This window comes from Clostridium sp. CTA-6, assembly GCF_054768115.1.
The window spans coordinates 329,307-348,035 of the sequence record NZ_BAAAAU010000003.1 but is presented as its reverse complement, the minus strand read 5'-3'; the positions used below and the strand labels follow the sequence as shown (position 1 = coordinate 348,035).

Annotated in this window: 20 protein-coding genes and 2 pseudogenes; 20 read left to right on the top strand and 2 right to left on the bottom strand. The window is 29.3% G+C overall.

Going from position 1 to position 18,729, the window contains the following annotated elements; all coding sequences use genetic code 11:
- Window positions 1–539 precede the first annotated feature (539 nt).
- From ACYUDJ_RS06990 to ACYUDJ_RS06965, 6 genes are all read left to right on the top strand, one after another.
- Window positions 540–956: an arsenate reductase ArsC gene (locus ACYUDJ_RS06990; protein ID WP_043031541.1), complete on the top strand. Its 417-nt coding sequence runs from the start codon at window positions 540–542 to the stop codon at window positions 954–956.
- 386 nt (window positions 957–1,342) lie between these two features.
- Window positions 1,343–1,666: an ArsR/SmtB family transcription factor gene (locus ACYUDJ_RS06985; protein WP_043031543.1), complete on the top strand. Its 324-nt coding sequence runs from the start codon at window positions 1,343–1,345 to the stop codon at window positions 1,664–1,666.
- A 21-nt stretch (window positions 1,667–1,687) separates the two neighbouring features.
- Window positions 1,688–2,059, top strand: a complete 372-nt coding sequence (gene arsD, locus ACYUDJ_RS06980; protein WP_043031545.1) for an arsenite efflux transporter metallochaperone ArsD — start codon at window positions 1,688–1,690, stop codon at window positions 2,057–2,059.
- Window positions 2,060–2,078: 19 nt separating this feature from the next.
- Window positions 2,079–3,824 (top strand): arsenical pump-driving ATPase, encoded by a 1,746-nt coding sequence (gene arsA, locus ACYUDJ_RS06975; protein WP_043031546.1) that lies wholly within the window; start codon window positions 2,079–2,081, stop codon window positions 3,822–3,824.
- A 98-nt stretch (window positions 3,825–3,922) separates the two neighbouring features.
- On the top strand, window positions 3,923–4,993 hold the full coding sequence (gene arsB / locus ACYUDJ_RS06970; RefSeq protein WP_043031549.1) for an ACR3 family arsenite efflux transporter: 1,071 nt from the start codon (window positions 3,923–3,925) through the stop codon (window positions 4,991–4,993).
- Window positions 4,994–5,046: 53 nt separating this feature from the next.
- Window positions 5,047–5,250, top strand: a complete 204-nt coding sequence (locus tag ACYUDJ_RS06965; RefSeq protein ID WP_043031551.1) for a DUF4177 domain-containing protein — start codon at window positions 5,047–5,049, stop codon at window positions 5,248–5,250.
- Window positions 5,251–5,464: 214 nt separating this feature from the next.
- Here ACYUDJ_RS06965 and ACYUDJ_RS06960 read toward each other — a convergent pair whose 3' ends face one another.
- Window positions 5,465–5,908 carry a C-GCAxxG-C-C family protein gene (locus ACYUDJ_RS06960; protein WP_043031552.1) on the bottom strand — a complete coding sequence of 148 codons (444 nt, stop codon included), beginning with the start codon at window positions 5,906–5,908 and terminating at the stop codon, window positions 5,465–5,467.
- Between the two features lie 445 nt (window positions 5,909–6,353).
- Here ACYUDJ_RS06960 and ACYUDJ_RS06955 point away from each other — a divergent pair, with 445 nt between their 5' ends.
- The 13 genes and pseudogenes from ACYUDJ_RS06955 to ACYUDJ_RS06895 all read left to right on the top strand — a co-directional run bounded on the left by ACYUDJ_RS06955 (window position 6,354) and on the right by ACYUDJ_RS06895 (window position 16,848).
- Entirely contained in the window at window positions 6,354–6,671 is a 318-nt protein-coding gene (locus ACYUDJ_RS06955) for an ArsR/SmtB family transcription factor (RefSeq protein WP_003488869.1), read from the top strand.
- Window positions 6,672–6,832: 161 nt separating this feature from the next.
- Window positions 6,833–7,639 (top strand): arsenite methyltransferase, encoded by an 807-nt coding sequence (arsM, locus tag ACYUDJ_RS06950; protein ID WP_154219213.1) that lies wholly within the window; start codon window positions 6,833–6,835, stop codon window positions 7,637–7,639.
- A 335-nt stretch (window positions 7,640–7,974) separates the two neighbouring features.
- Complete coding sequence (locus tag ACYUDJ_RS06945; protein ID WP_043031553.1) at window positions 7,975–8,523, top strand: histidine phosphatase family protein; 549 nt, start codon at window positions 7,975–7,977, stop codon at window positions 8,521–8,523.
- Window positions 8,524–8,744: 221 nt separating this feature from the next.
- Window positions 8,745–8,936, top strand: a pseudogene (locus ACYUDJ_RS06940) (helix-turn-helix transcriptional regulator).
- Window positions 8,932–9,057, top strand: a pseudogene (locus tag ACYUDJ_RS06935) (DUF2922 family protein); the annotation flags it as partial. The pseudogenes ACYUDJ_RS06940 and ACYUDJ_RS06935, both read left to right, overlap by 5 nt.
- A 169-nt stretch (window positions 9,058–9,226) precedes the next feature.
- The gene (locus tag ACYUDJ_RS06930) at window positions 9,227–9,829 is read left to right on the top strand and encodes a MarR family winged helix-turn-helix transcriptional regulator (protein ID WP_003488881.1); all 603 of its coding nucleotides are present in this window, start codon (window positions 9,227–9,229) and stop codon (window positions 9,827–9,829) included.
- Complete coding sequence (locus ACYUDJ_RS06925) at window positions 9,829–11,613, top strand: ABC transporter ATP-binding protein (protein WP_043031555.1); 1,785 nt, start codon at window positions 9,829–9,831, stop codon at window positions 11,611–11,613. The genes ACYUDJ_RS06930 and ACYUDJ_RS06925 overlap by 1 nt, the downstream gene beginning before the upstream one ends.
- A gap of 402 nt (window positions 11,614–12,015) precedes the next feature.
- Window positions 12,016–12,477 (top strand): 5-hydroxymethylcytidine 5'-monophosphate nucleosidase subunit BcmB, encoded by a 462-nt coding sequence (gene bcmB, locus ACYUDJ_RS06920; protein ID WP_003488885.1) that lies wholly within the window; start codon window positions 12,016–12,018, stop codon window positions 12,475–12,477.
- Window positions 12,467–13,441: a thymidylate synthase gene (locus ACYUDJ_RS06915; RefSeq protein WP_042386254.1), complete on the top strand. Its 975-nt coding sequence runs from the start codon at window positions 12,467–12,469 to the stop codon at window positions 13,439–13,441. The genes bcmB and ACYUDJ_RS06915 overlap by 11 nt, the downstream gene beginning before the upstream one ends.
- A gap of 11 nt (window positions 13,442–13,452) precedes the next feature.
- A complete protein-coding gene (locus ACYUDJ_RS06910; RefSeq protein ID WP_042386256.1) occupies window positions 13,453–14,211 on the top strand; it encodes a class I SAM-dependent methyltransferase in 759 nt (252 codons plus the stop codon).
- 45 nt (window positions 14,212–14,256) lie between these two features.
- Window positions 14,257–15,471: a thiamine pyridinylase gene (gene bcmE / locus ACYUDJ_RS06905; protein WP_043031557.1), complete on the top strand. Its 1,215-nt coding sequence runs from the start codon at window positions 14,257–14,259 to the stop codon at window positions 15,469–15,471.
- A 128-nt stretch (window positions 15,472–15,599) separates the two neighbouring features.
- A complete protein-coding gene (thiD, locus tag ACYUDJ_RS06900; RefSeq protein WP_003488894.1) occupies window positions 15,600–16,433 on the top strand; it encodes a bifunctional hydroxymethylpyrimidine kinase/phosphomethylpyrimidine kinase in 834 nt (277 codons plus the stop codon).
- Between the two features lie 184 nt (window positions 16,434–16,617).
- Window positions 16,618–16,848: a TIGR04540 family protein gene (locus tag ACYUDJ_RS06895; RefSeq protein ID WP_003488895.1), complete on the top strand. Its 231-nt coding sequence runs from the start codon at window positions 16,618–16,620 to the stop codon at window positions 16,846–16,848.
- Between the two features lie 230 nt (window positions 16,849–17,078).
- On the opposite strand, the gene ACYUDJ_RS06890 is transcribed toward ACYUDJ_RS06895, so the two are convergent.
- Window positions 17,079–17,543 (bottom strand): COG2426 family protein, encoded by a 465-nt coding sequence (locus ACYUDJ_RS06890; protein WP_003488897.1) that lies wholly within the window; start codon window positions 17,541–17,543, stop codon window positions 17,079–17,081.
- Between the two features lie 395 nt (window positions 17,544–17,938).
- Between ACYUDJ_RS06890 and ACYUDJ_RS06885 the strand changes: the two genes are divergently transcribed.
- On the top strand, window positions 17,939–18,727 hold the full coding sequence (locus tag ACYUDJ_RS06885; RefSeq protein WP_003488899.1) for an ABC transporter ATP-binding protein: 789 nt from the start codon (window positions 17,939–17,941) through the stop codon (window positions 18,725–18,727).
- Window positions 18,728–18,729 lie beyond the last annotated feature (2 nt).

Here is an 18,729-nt window from a genome sequence, read left to right as displayed (position 1 = left end):
CTCAAGATAAAGCACAACATAAAGCACAACATCCGTTCATCTTCACTAAAACAGGAAAAAGTCTATTTTGGCTTTGTCAATCTTAGGAAAACCTATATTGGAAAATCCCGACCAATTAAAAACTAATAGAATCAAATACTTAATAATCAAGTAGAAAAAATATTTAATATACCCCGTACAGTGTCGCACAATACGATATAACTCTTCTAGATTACCATCGTAGACTCTTTTATTACCTCATATGGAGGTGGATATTCTTTCTTCATCTCTCAACTTCTTAACCTCTTTTTTCATAGCTTCCAGAGCGGGGTTGACTGAACGGCGGTTTACGCCAGAGATATCGGCTATTCACTATTGATGCATTTCGGATTAATTCCTTTATTTTGGAAGTGAGCTCAACTCAAGGCTTCGCAAGGATCCCCGGGTATGTAAAGAAATTGTAAATACAATTTCTTTAATTTAATTTTGAATTGTATATATTGAAAAATTATAAAGAATACAATATGATTATAAGAAAACATTTAAAGAGGTGATTTCTTATGAAACCCAAAGTAGCCTTTATATGCGTTCATAATTCTTGTAGATCTCAAATGGCAGAAGCTTTAGGAAAGCTATTTGCATCAGATATTTTTGAATCTTATTCTGCTGGAACAGAAACTAAACCAGTAATAAATCAGGATGCCGTAAGAATTATAAAAAAACTATACGGAGTGGATATGAATGAATGCCATACTTCCAAACTTTTAGATGATATTCCTGAAATCGATATTGCTATAAAAATGGGATGTAATGTGATATGTCCATTTTTACCAGCAAAACATACAGAGGATTGGGGGTTAGAAGATCCTACAGGTAAAAGTGATGAGGAATTTATTAATACAGCAAAAATCATAGAACATAAAATTAAAGATTTAGCAAATAGAATTAAAAATAAACAAATCGATTTAGATAAGTAAATGTAGATAAAACATATAAATTTTTTATTAGTGAAATTAAATTAGAAAAATTTATTTGGTTACAAATTAGTATGATTTTTCAGAACGTTTTTAAAAAAATTTATAATATACATTACTATATTTATAAAAGAGACTATAGGGATTAATGACCTATAGTCTCTTTTTTATTAGAATAAAAACATTATCTATATAAAAATTTTAAAAGCTATATTTGCAAGGTTAATATTTTCATGTTCACATTTAATATATTATTTGCATAATATACTCCTATATAGATAAATGTTTATGTATCAGTAATTTAATGTTGATAAACATAAAACATATTGACATTATATAGAGTGTGATCTATACTATATATAGATAAACATCTATATAGGAGGGGTTTAATGAGCTTAAATTATGATGATAATGCAAAAATTATTAAAGCACTATCAGATGGTAATAGATTAAAAATAATTGATATATTGTCCTGTGGAGAAAAGTGTGCTTGTGATATATTAGAACACTTTCAGTTTACACAACCGACACTTTCCCATCATATGAAGGTTTTAATTGATTGTGGATTGGTGAAGTCTAGAAAAGAGGGGTTATGGAGTCACTATTCATTAAATATTACTAATTGTAATAAATTAATTTTATTTTTCATGAATATCATAACGGATACAGATGATTGTATCTGTAAGAATAAATCAAAATGTGATTGTAAATAAAAAAATGAGGAGTGAATAAGAATGAAAAAAATGATAATTTTTGATCCAGCTATGTGTTGTTCAACAGGAGTGTGCGGTCCATCTGTTGATCCAGAATTATTGAGGGTAGCTACAACAATAAACAGATTAAAAAATAATGGAATATTAGTTGAAAGATATAATCTAACTAGTAATCCACAAATGTTTGTGGACAATAAGGAAATAAATGAAATTCTAAATAAAGAAGGAGTAGAAATACTTCCAGTTACAATGGTTGATGGTATTATTGTAAAAACAAAAGCGTATCCAACTAACAAGGAATTTTGTGAATTATTGGATATATCAGAAGATTATTTGAAAATTACTATAAAAAACCCATCTAAAGGTTGTAATTGTAAAGGTGGATGTTGCTAAAAAGAAAGAGGGGGATATAATGTTTAAAAAATTTAATGTGAAAGATATGAATCTAACTAAATATTTATTTTTTACTGGTAAAGGTGGAGTTGGTAAGACTTCAACGGCTTGTGCTGTAGCAGTAACTTTAGCTGATGAAGGTAAAAAAATTATGCTTGTTAGTACAGATCCAGCTTCGAATCTTCAAGATGTTTTTAATACAAAATTAAATAATAAGGGAGTTACTATAAAAGAAGTTCCTAATTTAGTGGTTGCAAACTTTGAGCCAGAAGAAGCGGCTGCTGAATATAGAGAAAGTGTAATATCTCCTTATCGTGGCAAACTACCAGAAGTAGTTTTGAAAAATATGGAGGAACAGCTTTCAGGTTCATGTACTGTTGAGATTGCTGCATTTAATGAATTCTCAACCTTTATAACTGATAAAAAAGTAGAAAAAGAATATGACCATATTATATTTGATACAGCGCCAACAGGTCATACCTTGAGGATGCTACAGCTTCCTTCAGCATGGAGCAATTTTATTAATGAAAGTACACATGGTGCTTCATGTTTAGGACAGCTTTCAGGACTTGAAAGCAAAAAAGAAGTTTATAAAAATGCAGTAAATACTCTAGCGGATAAGGATAAAACTACACTTATACTTGTATCACGCCCAGAAGTATCACCTTTAAAGGAGGCTGAAAGAGCTTCTAAAGAACTCCAAGATATAGGAGTAAACAATCAAGTTTTAGTTATTAATGGAGTACTTGAAGAGCATGAAGATTATCTTTCTAATGCTATTTATACTAAACAACAAAAAGCATTAGAAGATATTCCACAATCATTAAAGACTGTTGAAACTTTTCAAATTCCATTAAGACCGTATAATGTAACAGGTTTAGAAAATGTAAGAGCTTTTTTAAAGAATAATAATATTAAATATAATGATGAAAAATTAAACACTACTAATGTACCTAAATTAAATAAGGTAATAGAAGATTTATATAATACTGATAAAAAAGTAATATTTACAATGGGTAAAGGTGGTGTAGGTAAAACTACAATAGCTGCTGCAATTGCCGTAGGATTAGCTAAGAAAGGAAAGAAAGTACATTTAACAACTACTGATCCAGCAGATCATTTAAAATTTGTGTTAGATGAAAGTTATGGAATAACTCTAAGTCATATAGACGAAAAAAAGGAACTAGAAAAATACAAAGAAGAGGTATTAAGCAAAGCACGAAAAACCATGAGTGAAGATGATATTGCTTATGTTGAAGAAGATCTAAGATCACCTTGTACTCAAGAAATAGCAGTATTTAGGGCATTTGCAGAAATAGTTGAAAGGTCAGAAAATGAGGTTGTAGTTATTGATACAGCACCAACAGGGCACACTTTATTACTTTTAGACTCTACTCAAAGTTATAATAAAGAAATTCAACGTTCACAAGGAGATATTCCAGAATCAGTTAAGAAGCTTTTACCTAAGCTTAGAAATGAGGAAAATACAGAAGTAATCATCGCAACATTAGCTGAAACTACTCCTGTTTATGAGGCTTTAAGATTGCAGAAAGATTTAAATAGAGCTGGTATTCACAGTAAATGGTGGGTTATCAATTCAAGTTTCTATGCAACCAATACAACAAATTCTATCTTAAAGGTAAAAGCCAACAATGAGGTACAGTGGATTAACAAAGTGAATGAAATATCTAAAGGTAATTTTGCAGTTATAGGATGGATGCCTGAGGAAGTTAAGGGGGAGATACTTAACCGCTTAATAAAATAAGCGTAATTCCACTATAAAGTGACAGTACAAATTTTGTAGTGGAATTTTTAGAATATTATATAGGGCATGATTAGAATATTAATTTAAGGAGGGATAATATGTCTCTAGATAAGAAAAAAGAAAAGAAAGGTCTTGGAGTATTTGAGCGGTATCTTACTATATGGGTAGCACTTTGTATTGTAGTAGGAATACTTATTGGTAGATTTATTCCTATTATACCTGAAACTTTAAATAAATTTGAATATTATAATGTATCCATTCCAACTGCTTTCTTAATTTGGCTTATGATATATCCAATGATGCTAAAAATTGATTTTAGTAGTATAGTAGATGCAACTAAAAAACCTAAGGGATTAGTAGTTACTTGTGTTACTAATTGGCTTATAAAGCCATTTACAATGTATCTTATAGCATCATTTTTCTTAAAGGTTGTGTTTAAATCTTTTATTTCAGCAAGTCTTGCTACAGAGTATTTAGCAGGAGCAGTATTATTAGGAGCAGCACCATGTACAGCTATGGTATTTGTATGGAGTTATCTTACTAAAGGGGACCCAGCTTATACTTTAGTTCAAGTAGCCGTAAATGACCTTATTATATTAATAGCTTTTGCTCCAATTGTTGCATTTTTATTAGGAGTAAGTAATGTTACAGTTCCATACGGCACATTAATTTTATCAACTATATTATTTGTAGTTATACCTCTTACAGCAGGATATTTAACAAGAAAATCTGTTATAAAGAATAAGGGAATAAAATATTTTAATGATGTATTTTTAAAGAAATTTGATAATATAACTGTTATGGGATTGCTTTTAACTTTAATTATTATTTTTTCATTCCAAGGAGAGATTATACTAAATAATCCACTTCATATTTTATTAATTGCAGTGCCACTTACAATTCAGACATTTTTAATATTTGGGATTGCTTATGGATGGGCAAAACTATGGAAATTACCTCATGATATTGCTGCGCCAGCAGGGATGATAGGAGCGAGTAATTTCTTTGAATTAGCAGTTGCGGTTGCTATATCATTATTTGGATTAAAATCAGGAGCAGCCCTTGCTACAGTGGTTGGTGTTTTAACAGAAGTACCTATAATGCTAACTCTTGTTAAAATTGCTAATAATACAAGGGGATGGTTTCCAGTGAAAAATATAGAGAAATAATAAATAAATTTTAAACCACACTTCTATTAGAGTTATTAAGGAGGTTATAGCATATGAAATGGGAATATAAAGTTATTGGAATTAATTCTGTGCAAAATTTAGGTGAGCCCGGAGATTTACGAAAGGAACTTAATAATTATGGAAAAGAAGGATGGGAACTTGTAGGTGCTTTGACCAAACCTCATGAGGGAATAGGATGGATTCCAAAACCAGATAATGGTTCAGTAATATTTAAAAGAGCACTTAGTATAGAATAGGTGAGAATTATATAAATTATGAAAAGATAATTAAAAATTAATTATATTTTCCTCAGGCTGTTTATAAACATATTTTGTAAACAGCCTTTTAAATTTATACAAAAAGAATTTTTATTATTTATGTAGAATATATATTATAGACTAAAAATGCCCGATAGGCTTCTATGGAGGATAAAAATGCTTACCACCAGTAAATAAAATATATTCTTGTTACTTATCTATTTTCTACTATTATTCTTGCTACTCTTTCCGCTACTTCACCTGTAAATGCTATACATTGATTCATATGCTCTTTTGAACCTAATTGCATGCCTTTTGTTAGAAATCTACAGCAAAGACTTTTGTGTTCTTTTTTAAAATCATCATGTAATTTTTTACTTAGTTCCATGGATTTTTCAACTATAGGGTCTTTTGCTTCTTTTCTACCAAACACCATACCAAGTGCCATTATTCCACCTGCTATAGCTCCACAAGTACATCCTGAGCCTCCCATCCCTACTGGAAATCCTGATGCCATAGCTATAGCATCATCTGAAACTTCTATTTTAAATTCATCTCTAATAGTTTTAACTACTGCTTCTGAACAATAAAAATCTCCATTTCTATAGTAATTTTCAGCAACTTCTCTTATTTTATTAAAGTCAATATTATCCATCATATTACCTCCAAAATTATTATTTAGTTGTAAACTATTTTTATTCTAAGCTAAAGTTCATATCAATATGAATAAACTTATTATTTATTGTAATATTCTGCATTGCAAGTTATTTTCCTCTTACTCGATTTAGAATAAAAACATTATTTATGTAGAAATTTTAAAAGTTATGTCTATAAGTTTAATTATTATTTTAATTTTATATTTGATTTTTATTAGTATTTAAATAATATTAGTGTTAAGTAATCTATTTTGCACAATATATAACTTAGAGTATAGTTAATACTTTCAGGTTCACATTTAATATATTATTTGTATAACATACTTCTATATGGATGAATGTTTATGTATGGGTATATTTAGTGCTGATAAATATAAAGTACATTGACACTATATAGAATGTGATCTATACTGTGCATAGATAAATATCTGTATTGGAGGGAACTCAATGAACTTAAATTATGATGATAATGCAAAAATTATTAAAGCATTATCAGATGGTAGTAGATTAAAAATAATTGATATGTTGTCCTGTGGAGAAAAGTGTGCTTGTGATATATTAGAACATTTTGATTTTACACAGCCAACACTTTCTCATCATATGAAGGTTTTAATGGATTGTGGCCTTGTAGAATCTAGAAAAGAAGGCTTATGGTCACATTATTCATTAAATATTACTAATTGTAATAAATTAATTTTATTTTTTATGAATATTATAACGGAAACAGACGACTGTATCTGTAAAGATAAAACAAAATCTAAATAATAAAAAACTTAGTTAAGAGAATTAAATTATATTACATTAAGATAATGAAGTTTTACAAAAAAAGTTTGGATAGTACCTAAGAACCTTACGACTTTAGTCGTGAGAGGTTCAGCACTGAATAGTTAAAGTAGGGAGGAAAAAAGATGAGTGATTTAAAGAAGATGAGTGATTTAAAAAAGATAAATAATTTTAAAAAGGTAGATGTTAGAAATGCTGTCCGTAATAGTTATAGAAAGATAGCTATTGGAAATGCAAAAGAGGATGGCTGCTGTGGTGGAAGTATTAATCTTAAAAAATCTTCCATAGAGATATCACGTAAGATTGGATATTCTGATGAAGAAATATCAACTGTTCCAGAGGAAGCTAATATGGGGTTAGGTTGTGGAAATCCCCAATTAATAGCTAATATTAAAGAAGGAGAGACTGTTATAGACCTTGGAAGTGGAGGAGGATTTGACTGTTTTTTAGCTTCAAAGAAAGTTGGGACTAAGGGATATATTATTGGAGTTGACATGACTCCAGAGATGATTAGTAAATCAAGAGTTATGTCTAGGAAATATAGGTATAGAAATGTAGACTTTAGATTAGGTGAAATTGAAAATCTTCCTGTAGCAGATAATACCGCGGATGTAATTATTTCAAATTGTGTTATAAATTTATCTCCAAATAAACAAAGAGTATATAATGAAGCTTATCGTGTATTAAAAAAAGGTGGTAGAATTGCTATTTCTGATATAGTTCTTATTAGAGAATTGACCAAGGAAATGAAGCAAGATGAGAAACTTTATTGTGGATGAGTTACTGGGGCATCTTCAGTTGAAGAATTAAAAGTATATTTAGAAAAGGCTGGCTTTAGTGATATTAAAATTGAAACTAAAGAAGTCTCAAAGGAATATGCTGAAAAATGGGGACATAACTTAAAGGTTGGAGAATATATTATGTCTGCATCAATAAAAGCAATAAAATAATAATTTAAAAGGAGTGGAAAAAATTTTTTCTGCTCCTTTTTTGAATGTAAGGAGTGCCGCTTATGACCTTAAATGAATACATAAAGCTTGGAGAACTGTAGCGAGTAGAAAGAAAAATAGTAACTTGTACAAAGTTTCCTTGTTAAATAAAGCTGTTGTTAGAATACAAGTTGTATTGCTTTGTTTTTTTATTTCATAATATGCAGTAAATATTGCCTTCTAAGAGTGACCAAAGTAATAGAAGATCTATTAAAAATATAGGCTAACACCTTTGAGTTGATTATCATACATTATTATTGATATAGAATGTATGCACAGGGAAAGGAGAATTTAAATTGAATGGATCGTTACTAGATTTATTAAGGAGTGGAGGATATATACTATATGTTAGGCATGGGGAAGCGACTGTTGGAGAAGACCAACCTAATCTAAATTTTCTATACTGTTTTACTCAAAGAAATCTTTCGGAAACAGGAAGAAGACAAGCAATTTACTATGGTCAAATTATTCGTAATTTACAAATTCCTATTAATTATCCCGTCTTAACAGGCCCGCTTTGTAGAACCATAGAAACGGCACAATTGGCTTTTGGAACGGCAAATGTTCAAATAGACCCATTTTGGTTTCAGATTTATAGGCTAAGTGGAAATCTATTTACTGCAGAGCAACGAAGAATACTAGATTCTCTTCAGACAAGGTTGGAAATTATACCGCCTCAGGGTAGTAATATGGTCATTGTCGCTCATAGCTTTCCAAAAGGAATTGGTTTGGGCCAAATCCCAGACATGGGAACAGTAATTGTTAAACCGCTGGGGCAGGGGAATGGTTACGAAGTTGTTGCTAAATTGTCCTTAGCAGATTTATTGAATTTAGAAAAACACTGATAAGAGAAAACAAAGTCCATATCGAATGCCTTGGACTTAAGCATATGGACGTTGTAATTATGTTTAAAGGTATTATTTACTAATCACCAATGATTAATTGACTTTCATCGTTAAAGAAAGGTTTAGAACAAGCTCGACCCGAGGTTTCACAAGGATCCCCAGGGTATGTAAGCTATATTTTATTATTACAATTCATCAATTATAACAAATCTCATAGGTAAGTGGTAATTCATCTTTCAATTTACCGAGCTGAAAAAAGTATATATCAATCTAAATTAAGTGAAATGGTAGGTGTATCTCGTCAAACAATTAGTTCCATTGAAACATGACAATTTTGTCTATCGGCGAAATTGGCTTTAGTAATTTGTATAGCCTTAAATAAAAAATTTGAAGATATTTTTTATTTTGATTAAGAATTGTGGTAAGGCTATAGTAGACAAGAACATATTCCAAAATAAAAGTGGAGATCTTTCAAATCTTAAAGTTGCTAGGATTATAACAACAGATACAGAAGAAATTAAAATAGAAGAATAATTACAAAAGCTCTCACAATGTGGGAGCTTTTGTTCATTAGATTCATAAGGAATTTGTAAACATAATTAAATTTATTTAGTTTAAATATTGACAAACAAAATAAATGAGCATATAATTTATTTTGTTAGATTAAGTATAAACTAACAAAATTAAAGCGGAGGAATACAAAATGCATGAAAATAATATATTAAACAATTTAATGCACATTGCCAGACAACCCTTTATGTTCTTTAGAAATGAAGTACAGGAAAAGACAGACAATGCTTTTGAAACATTACGTTTATTGGCCAATGAAGAAAATGTTACGGCAGGTCGTATTGCTGAACACTTAGATATAAAACCATCAAGCGTAACTCAGATTATTAAAAAACTCCAGGATGTAGGAACAGCTGAACGTGTAAAGTCTGAAGAAGATGCTAGGGTTACTTATGTATTGATAACTGATAAGGGAAGAGAAAGTTTAAAAGATAGAGGGGATATTTCAGAAAACCTGAAAGTTAAGTTATTTAAAGGTTTTGAAGAAGATGAACTTGAAAAGTTAGATGATTATTTAACTCGTATGTTAGAAAACATTTCAAGTGAAGATTTTCAAAAAAAATTAAGTGAAATTTTCGGTGATGATAAAATGTGGCAGCGATTTGGTAAAATGTCAGCACACTTCGGACGTGCGCGCGAACATATTATTCGTGAACATATGTTAAATCACAGTGACTTTGGTGGCTTTAGAGGTTTCGGCGATCACGGAAGATTTGGAGAAAGGAGGCATAAATAATGGACGGAGACAGACATGATAATAATTCAGTACGTAAAGATGGAACCAAATTTTCATTTAGACAATTTGCCAAATTAATTACAACAACAAAACCTAAATATTATCTTTTGGTTATTGGGGTAATCTTCTTGATTATATCATCTAGTGTTCAAATTTATGTTCCAAAATTGGCAGCATCTTTAGTAAACAATTTTTCTAAAGGAATGGATTATTCACTGTTATTAAAAGTTGTTTTGTTATTTATTGCTTCTGCAATTGTTTCAGCAATTGGTGGAACTATACTAGGTGTTTTTGGTGAAAATGTCATTCAAAATTTGAGAAAAACACTATGGATAAAACTAACTACACTTAAAGTAAAATATTTTGATACAGTGAAAGCTGGTGAAATATCAAGCCATTTGGTAAATGACACTATGCAAGTAAAGCAACTACTTGCTGCTACTTTTCCTCAAACATTAGCCAGTGTAATACTTGTCGTTGGATCAGTATATATGATGATTAAAATGGATTGGCATATGTGCGTGGCTATGTTAGTTGCAGTACCAATTGTCATAATTGTAATGATCCCAATTATGACATTTGGAGCAAAAGTTGCTCATACTAGACAAGATGCACTTGCACAGTTTAATGGAATTGTTAGTGAAACATTAAGTGAAATTAGACTAGTAAAAATATCTAATGCAGAAAAACAAGCACAAACAGGTGCAAATAATAAAGTAGATAAATTGTTTAAAGTAGGAAAGAAAGAAGCAATCTTTGATGCAACAATGCAACCATTTATGATGATGATATTTATGAGTATGGTTTTTGGTTTATTAGCTTATGGTATGCATCGAATTGCTATAGGCGCAATGGCAATAGGAACATTAATGAGCTTTTTAATGTATTTATTTAATTTAATTGGAGCAATGCCTAGTATTGCAACCTTGTTCTCAGAAATGGCTAAAGCTGCTGGTTCAACAAAGCGTGTACAAGAATTGCTTAGCGAAGAACCAGAAGACTTTGAAAATGGTAATGAAGTTGATTTGTCTAATAAGGAACTCAGGGTGGAAAATATCAATTTCTCCTATGAAAAGGATGAACCAATCTTGACTAATATATCTTTTGAAGCAAAACCAAATGAAATTGTTGCTTTTGCAGGTCCATCAGGTGGTGGTAAGTCAACAATTTTTAGTTTACTTGAAAGATTTTATGAACCTAGCAAGGGAAGGATTAAATTTGATGATATAGAAATAACAGATATTAAATTAACAGATTATCGTAGACAAATTGGATTTGTCTCTCAAGATAGTGCAATTATGGCTGGAACCATTCGTGATAATTTAACTTATGGTCTTGATGAACAATTTAAAGATGAAGAACTTTGGAATGTATTAGAACTTGCATATGCACGAAAATTTGTAGAAGATATGCCAAATGCTCTTGATACAGAAGTTGGTGAACGTGGAGTGAAAATTTCTGGTGGTCAACGTCAACGTATTGCAATTGCTCGTGCCTTCTTACGTAATCCAAAAATTTTGATGTTGGATGAAGCAACAGCAAGCCTTGATAGTGAATCAGAAATGATGGTGCAAAAGGCACTCTCTAACTTAATGAAAGGTCGTACAACACTTGTTATTGCCCATAGATTAGCTACTATTGTGGATAGTGATAAAATCTATTTCATTGAAAAAGGTAAGGTAACAGGTAGTGGAACGCATGAAGAACTTGTAAAAAGCCACAAAACTTATGCAAAATATGTTAGTGAACAGTTCCGAGTTGATACGTCGATACTTACAGCTTAGTAAATATAATAAAAGCTATTACTATATTATCTGAAAATGAAGATATGAATAAAATAGTTTATATGTTTGATTTAGCATTAACTAAACTTAATATGATTTTAGCAAAAGTGATGGAATTATCCATCACTTTTTTATTTTATTAGCATATTTCTAGGAGCTACGCTTTAAATAAATATGTAAATAAAATACTAAAAAAGAAAAAATTAAGCATATAATTATTGATGGCTTAACAATTAATGGTATAATATATATAAAAAACCAATATTATAAGTTTTAAATTAAGAATAAAACTTATTACTTAAAACAAAGTTTAAAAACTACTTTGTACTTGTTTTATAGTATCTAAAATCTGAATATAGGAGGAAGTTGTGTAAATTTATATTATTAAAGTGAGGTGTAATTATGAATAAAAGAGTGTTTTTAGCTGCTCCCTTTAAAGGGGTAATTAAGGAAAAGCAGTCGATTATGAAAGAAGAAGAAAAGAAGAGAATAGAAGATCTTATTTTATTTTTAGAAGAAAAGGGATGGAAAGTAGATAATGCACATAAGAGAGAAGAGTGGGGAGCTAATTTTATGTCTCCAGATCAATGTACAAAATTGGATTATGATGCAATAAAAGAATGCGATTTATTTATAGCTTTCCCAGGGGTACCCGTTTCCCCAGGAACCCATATTGAAATTGGATGGGCTTCAGCAATGGGGAAAAAAATAATTTTACTTCTAGCTGAAAAAGAAGAAAATTATGCTTATTTAATCAGGGGATTACATACTGTAAGTAACGTACATTATATAATTTATAATGAGGAAAAAGAGTATCTTCAGAAATTAGATTTATATTTAGATGGTGAAAATAATGAAGTTTAAAAATTTTCATGAAGCGTATTTAAAAAATTTAAATGATGTATATTATAACCCTGAGTTTATAAATCAACCAAGAGGAAATGTAAGTAAAGAAAGATTAAATTATTTTATGATACTAGAAAATCCACGAGAAAGAATTTGTTACACAAAATCAAGGAAAACTAATATTGTTTTTAACTTTGCAGAAGCATTATGGTATTTATCGGGGTCTAATGATTTAGATTACATTTCTTATTATGCAAGCAATATGAAGAAATATTCTATGGATGGCAAAATTCTTACAGGAACTGCATATGGTCCCAAGATATTTTCCTATGGACATAATAACATTAATCAGTGGCATAGGATAATTGAATTGTTCAAAGAAGATCCAGATACAAAGAGAGGATTTATTGAAATCTTTGATGCAAATGAAGATTTATCATTAAAGAATATAGATGTTTCTTGTACCATAGGATTTCAATTTTTCATTAGAGAACATGAATTATATATGACAACTTTTATGAGAGCAAACGATGCTTATCGAGGAATTATAAGTGATGTTTTTTCATTTACTTTTATTCAAGAGTTTTTAGCCACTGAATTAAATTTAGATGTAGGGCAATACAGTCATAATGTAGCAACAACACATATATATGAGCCAGATTTTAAATTAGCTGAAAAAGTATTATCCGAAAGCAAAAGTGCTAAAAAGGAGCTCTATTTTCCTAGAATGCCTAAAAAGGATAGTTGGCAAGATTTAAAAATAGTTCTTCAATATGAAAAAGAACTAAGAAAACAGACAGTCCATTTAACAAAGAAAGATATTGATAAATTAGAGATAGATGAATATTGGAAGCAAATCATTTATTTATTTGTACTTTACCAAGAAATATATTATGGTGAAAATTTAGATTATGAAATATATGAAAGCTTAGAACCAACTTATAAGTATTTGTTTTGTAATAAGTGGAATCAGTATTTTTAGGAGGGGATATTTTGGGTACATGTTGGAAGGACGAAGATGTTTCAAAAAAGTTTAATTTGTATAATGATATGCTAGAAAATATTTTGGGATTTAATTATATTTTTCAAAATTTAAAATCAAATAAATCTATTAAAAAAATTTTAGATTTTGGATGTGGGCCAGGAAAAGTGGCGGAGCGAATGGCAAAGATAAAACCTGAATCACAAATTATTGCAGTAGATCAATCAAAAAATATGCTTGATATTGCAATGAAAGAGCATAATAAAGAAAATATAACTTACCAATTAATTGAGCAAAACCAATTAAAAGGAATAGAGAAAAATTCCATAGATTGCGTTGTTCTTTGTTTTGTAATAATTAATAATTCAGATAAAGATAGAATTAAAACGATTTTCCAGGAAATTTTTAGAGTTCTAAAAAAGGGCGGAAAATTTTTTATTCTTGATTCTAATCCTAATGCTGCTGGGGTAGAATTTTCAACTTTTACAAATGGGAAAAGTGGACAAGCTTATCATTTAGGGGATCATAAAAAACAATTTTTGAAAATCCCTAATAATGAAGTGCTAATTTTGGAGGATTATTATTGGTCAACAGATTTTTATATTAATAATCTGGAAGCAGTAGGATTTGAAAATTATAAAATTGTAGAACCAACTATAGAGAAAATAAACAAACATGAATTGAATGCTATTGAAGAAACATATGAAATTAAAGAGTGGGGGAGTGAAAAGAATAAACCACCCTTTATTATATTTGATGTGGAAAAATAAGCAAATTTAGAGAGGAATTACATGTATAATGAAAGGAGTAAACCCATGAAATTGAAAAATTTATTTAAAAGAAGTTTATCTTTTTTATTTTCATTTATAATGATTTTTACATTGGTTTCAGGCTTAAATGTACAGGCTTTTTCAGGTGATGAACCCAAACAAACTCTTAATGTAGCTTTATATGAATATGTTCCTGATCCTATACGTTTTAAAAAAGCAGTTGAAACTGAGTGGAATAAGAAAGAACCTAATATAAAACTTAATTTTGTAGATTGGGATTGTTATAGCGAGGATCCACCAAAGGATTTGGATGTATTTGTTTTTGATGCAATTTATTTATCTCATTTTGTAAAGGAAGGATATCTATCTCAAATTCCACAAGGGGACATAAAAAATAAAGAAGATATTCTACCTTTCGCAATGGAAGGGTGTACTATAGAAGGTTCAGCTTATGCAATACCTCAAATCATATGTACGAATCTCTTATTTAGTAGAAAAGGAGATTATGACATACAAAAAGTAAATTCTGTGTATGATTTAAATGACAAGTTAGGAAAGAACACATCAGAAGATATTATTCCTCCTAATAATAAAGGACTATTAATAGATATGTCTGGAGGAACTAGTAAAGTTTGTATGTATTTAGATTCATTAATTGATACAACACAAGAGTATACAGAATTTAATTCATTACCTAATTTAAATGAATTAAATAAAGATGCAATTGATAGCTTAGGATTATTACAATCAATGGCTGGAAAAAATCAAGCTAATTATTGGCCGGAAGACAATGATTCATATATTAGGGCTAAATGGTTTATTAACGGAAAAGGAAGGGCTTATATAGGTTATACTGAAGCAATGTCTCAAATGAAAGAATTTGCAGATGATATTGATTTTAAGACAATTTCTTTATCAAAAAATTCTAATATTCCTATTTTTTATGGAGATGTGGTTGGAGTAAATTCTTCTATAACAAATTCATATAAAAAAGAAAAGGCAATTGAACTTGCTAATATTATCACAGACAAAAACACCATGGTTAAGGCAGTTTCTCCTGATGAAAATAATAAATATCCTCAATATTTATTACCTGCTAGAAGAAGTGTATATAATAATTTAGAAAATAATCATCCTATTTATGGTAGATTATATAAAATAGCGGATAATCCTAATAATAGACTGTTTAGGACTGGACCTGAAATACGTATATGGTTAAAAGAAGCCAAAAATATTATTACCGAATATTTACAACAATGATATAATAAATAATAATTATTCAAATTAAAGAGGGTGTTAAAAAAATAGATTGGATTTTAAGACTTCAAATATAAAAATTAGATCTATTTTGGTATACACCCTCTTTTTATAGAGGGGGAGAAGATTCTATGAAAAAAGTACTTAGTATTGCAGGTTCTGATTGTAGTGGAGGAGCAGGGATACAGGCAGATTTAAAGACTTTTTCTGCTCATGGGGTTTTTGGAATGAGTGTTATTGTATCTGTAGTTGCAGAAAATACTAGTAGAGTAATTAATATTCAAGATGTTACACCCGATATGATTAAAAGCCAGATTGATGCAGTTTATGAGGATATTGGTACAGATGCAGTAAAAATAGGAATGCTATCTACGCCAGATTGTATGAAAGCAGTATCTGAAAAACTACAAGAATATAAACCGAAAAATGTTGTAATAGATCCAGTTATGTATGCAAAAAATGGATGCCCTTTAATGGACCCTAATTCCGTATCTACACTAATTGAATCTATTATTTATCATGCAGATATTTTGACTCCCAATATACCAGAGGCAGAGAGAATTTCAGGGTACAAAATAAAAACTATAGAAGATATGGAGAAAGCTGCTGGCATTATTGAAGGCATGGGATGTAAAAGTGTTTTAATAAAAGGTGGACATTATATTGGGGATGCTATAGATGTATTATATGATGGAAAAAAATTTTATCATTATAAAACTCAGCGAATTAATACAAAAAATACCCATGGAACAGGTTGCACATTATCCTCTGCAATTGCTTCTAATTTAGCTTTAGGTTTCGAAATAAATGAAGCAGTAAGAAGAGCAAAAAATTATATAACTATGGCAATCGAACATTCATTAGAAATTGGTAAAGGAAACGGACCAACTAATCATTTTTATCAAGTTTATTTAAATGGACTACAGGGAATGGAATTGGATAAGGAGACAAAATGTAGTCAATAATCTAAAATAAAGTCTTTTGTTATGCAATCAATATTTTGAAACTAGTGGATTTTAAAATAATAGAAAAGTATAAGAAATAATATTTAAAAACTCTTGAAAAATTTGCACATCTTTTTTTATTTTTATGATACAATTATGTTCTGTATAAAAATATTTACTAAAATTAATACGGAGGATAAACAAAATGAGAAAGGTGTACAAAAACCCAAAGGAATTAGCTACATGTTTAAAGGATTTAGTAGATTTATATTTAGATGATCTTATGACTTATGAAAAGTTAGAAGAAAAAGTTTCTAAAATAGTCGATGCTAACAAAAATAGTATATATAAGAACGAAGTTATAAATACTAAATTAGCTAACGTATTAGGGGATTTGAGAATAGATGTTATAAACAAAATAGTAAAAGATAAATAAATTTTTCATGTAATTAGGCAGAGCTAAAAATACAATTTATTTTCTTTTATAAAAAAATCTAGTGAAAATTTTATGATGCATAAATCATAAATTTCCACTAGATTTTTATTAAGTATTAACTTGCTTTTATATTTATAGCTAAGAAGTTTTAATTGACTTTTTAAAAAATTACATAATTATTTATAAGACATTTTATCTATATAAAGTCCTAAATAATTCATTAAATCATTTTAAAAGACCCTAAACAAACCAACAGCAGCAGTACCCATTATAATACCTGCTAGTAATACTCCAGCCATAACAGCTATAACAGTAGTTTTAAAATCCATATCTAGAAAACTAGCTGCTAAAGTGCCTGTCCATGCCCCGGTTCCAGGAAGTGGTATTCCAACGAATAATAATAAACCAATAAATAAACCACCTTTACCTGCTTTTTCTTGCAACTTTTTACCTGCTTTTTCTCCCTTTGATAAACACCATGAGAAAAATTTCCCAATAACAGGTTTGTCAGCTCCCCATATAAGAACCTTTCTTGCAAATAGATATATGAAAGGTACAGGTAACATATTTCCTATAATTGCAACAATATAAGATTGAAGCACAGGTAGTTGATACATTTGGGAGTATGGAATAGCTCCACGTAGTTCTAGAATTGGAACCATAGATATAAAAAATACTATTGCATATTTCGTCATTATATAAACTCCACCTTTTCTTTTAGTTAAAAATATATAAGTAATTTTAGAAATAATATATCATAAATCATAAATAAGTACAAATAGGTTAATATCAATATTAAATAATTATACACAATTTTAACCTAATTTTAACCTAAAGAACTATAACATTTTTAATTTGGTGTTTAAAAATCTTAGATTAATGGGATTATTTATAATATGATTGATTATTAATATATTTTATTAAAAAATATTAGTTATATAAGTGGAACAGTCTATGTTTATATTCATATATTTTATTTGAGTATGTCATGGAAAAAATGTATTCTATTAACATTTACATATGGTATAATTAGGAATGTGTTTAAGCTAATTATATAAAATTTTATAATAAATTATAGTGAGGGTAATTTATGGACAAGTCAAACGATGTAGTAGTTTCTATAAGAAACTTAAAAATGAGTTATGGAAGTAAAGAGGTATTAAAAGGAATAAATTTAGATGTAAATAAAGGGGAAATTATTGGGTATATAGGACCTAATGGTGCTGGGAAAAGTACCACTGTAAAGATAATGCTTGGTTTAGTTAAGGGATATGAAGGTGAAGTAAAAATATTTGGAAATAATATATCCTATGATAATGTAGGGTATAAACATAAAATAGGGTATGTGCCTGAAAATGGAGAAGTATATGACAATTTAACCGCTTACGAGTATATAACTTTTTTAGGCGAAATATATGGCATGGAATTAGAAGGAGTAAATAATAAAGCAAAAAAACTTATGAGCCTTTTTGGAATAGAGGAAGCGTATCACTCAAGAATATCTTCTTATTCAAAGGGGATGAGACAAAAACTTTTGATAATATCAAGTCTTATTCATAACCCTGATATCTTATTTTTAGATGAGCCTTTAAGTGGACTTGATGCAAATAGTGTGCTTGTTTTTAAAGAGGTGCTTTCAAAATTAGCCTCAGAAGGAAAAACTATATTTTATTCATCTCACATAATGGAAGTTGTTGAGAAAATAAGTAGTAGAATAATATTATTAAATAATGGACAAATTGCAGCGGATGGTACTTTTGAAGAGTTAAAGAAAAGGAATATGGAAGGTTCTCTTGAACAAATTTTTAATCAAATAACTGGATTTACAAAGCATGAAGAGATTGCAAATGAATTTATCTCCGTACTAAAGGAGGTATAGAA

What these genes read in the sequence shown, in the direction of transcription:
- ACYUDJ_RS06990 (WP_043031541.1), top strand. Translation starts at nt 540, where the DNA reads ATGAAACCCAAAGTAGCCTTTATATGCGTTCATAATTCTTGTAGATCT.
- ACYUDJ_RS06985 (WP_043031543.1), top strand. Translation starts at nt 1,343, where the DNA reads ATGAGCTTAAATTATGATGATAATGCAAAAATTATTAAAGCACTATCA.
- arsD (WP_043031545.1), top strand. Translation starts at nt 1,688, where the DNA reads ATGAAAAAAATGATAATTTTTGATCCAGCTATGTGTTGTTCAACAGGA.
- arsA (WP_043031546.1), top strand. Translation starts at nt 2,079, where the DNA reads ATGTTTAAAAAATTTAATGTGAAAGATATGAATCTAACTAAATATTTA.
- arsB (WP_043031549.1), top strand. Translation starts at nt 3,923, where the DNA reads ATGTCTCTAGATAAGAAAAAAGAAAAGAAAGGTCTTGGAGTATTTGAG.
- ACYUDJ_RS06965 (WP_043031551.1), top strand. Translation starts at nt 5,047, where the DNA reads ATGAAATGGGAATATAAAGTTATTGGAATTAATTCTGTGCAAAATTTA.
- ACYUDJ_RS06960 (WP_043031552.1), bottom strand. Translation starts at nt 5,908, where the DNA reads ATGATGGATAATATTGACTTTAATAAAATAAGAGAAGTTGCTGAAAAT.
- ACYUDJ_RS06955 (WP_003488869.1), top strand. Translation starts at nt 6,354, where the DNA reads ATGAACTTAAATTATGATGATAATGCAAAAATTATTAAAGCATTATCA.
- ACYUDJ_RS06930 (WP_003488881.1), top strand. Translation starts at nt 9,227, where the DNA reads ATGCATGAAAATAATATATTAAACAATTTAATGCACATTGCCAGACAA.
- ACYUDJ_RS06925 (WP_043031555.1), top strand. Translation starts at nt 9,829, where the DNA reads ATGGACGGAGACAGACATGATAATAATTCAGTACGTAAAGATGGAACC.
- bcmB (WP_003488885.1), top strand. Translation starts at nt 12,016, where the DNA reads ATGAATAAAAGAGTGTTTTTAGCTGCTCCCTTTAAAGGGGTAATTAAG.
- ACYUDJ_RS06915 (WP_042386254.1), top strand. Translation starts at nt 12,467, where the DNA reads ATGAAGTTTAAAAATTTTCATGAAGCGTATTTAAAAAATTTAAATGAT.
- bcmE (WP_043031557.1), top strand. Translation starts at nt 14,257, where the DNA reads ATGAAATTGAAAAATTTATTTAAAAGAAGTTTATCTTTTTTATTTTCA.
- thiD (WP_003488894.1), top strand. Translation starts at nt 15,600, where the DNA reads ATGAAAAAAGTACTTAGTATTGCAGGTTCTGATTGTAGTGGAGGAGCA.
- ACYUDJ_RS06895 (WP_003488895.1), top strand. Translation starts at nt 16,618, where the DNA reads ATGAGAAAGGTGTACAAAAACCCAAAGGAATTAGCTACATGTTTAAAG.
- ACYUDJ_RS06890 (WP_003488897.1), bottom strand. Translation starts at nt 17,543, where the DNA reads ATGACGAAATATGCAATAGTATTTTTTATATCTATGGTTCCAATTCTA.
- ACYUDJ_RS06885 (WP_003488899.1), top strand. Translation starts at nt 17,939, where the DNA reads ATGGACAAGTCAAACGATGTAGTAGTTTCTATAAGAAACTTAAAAATG.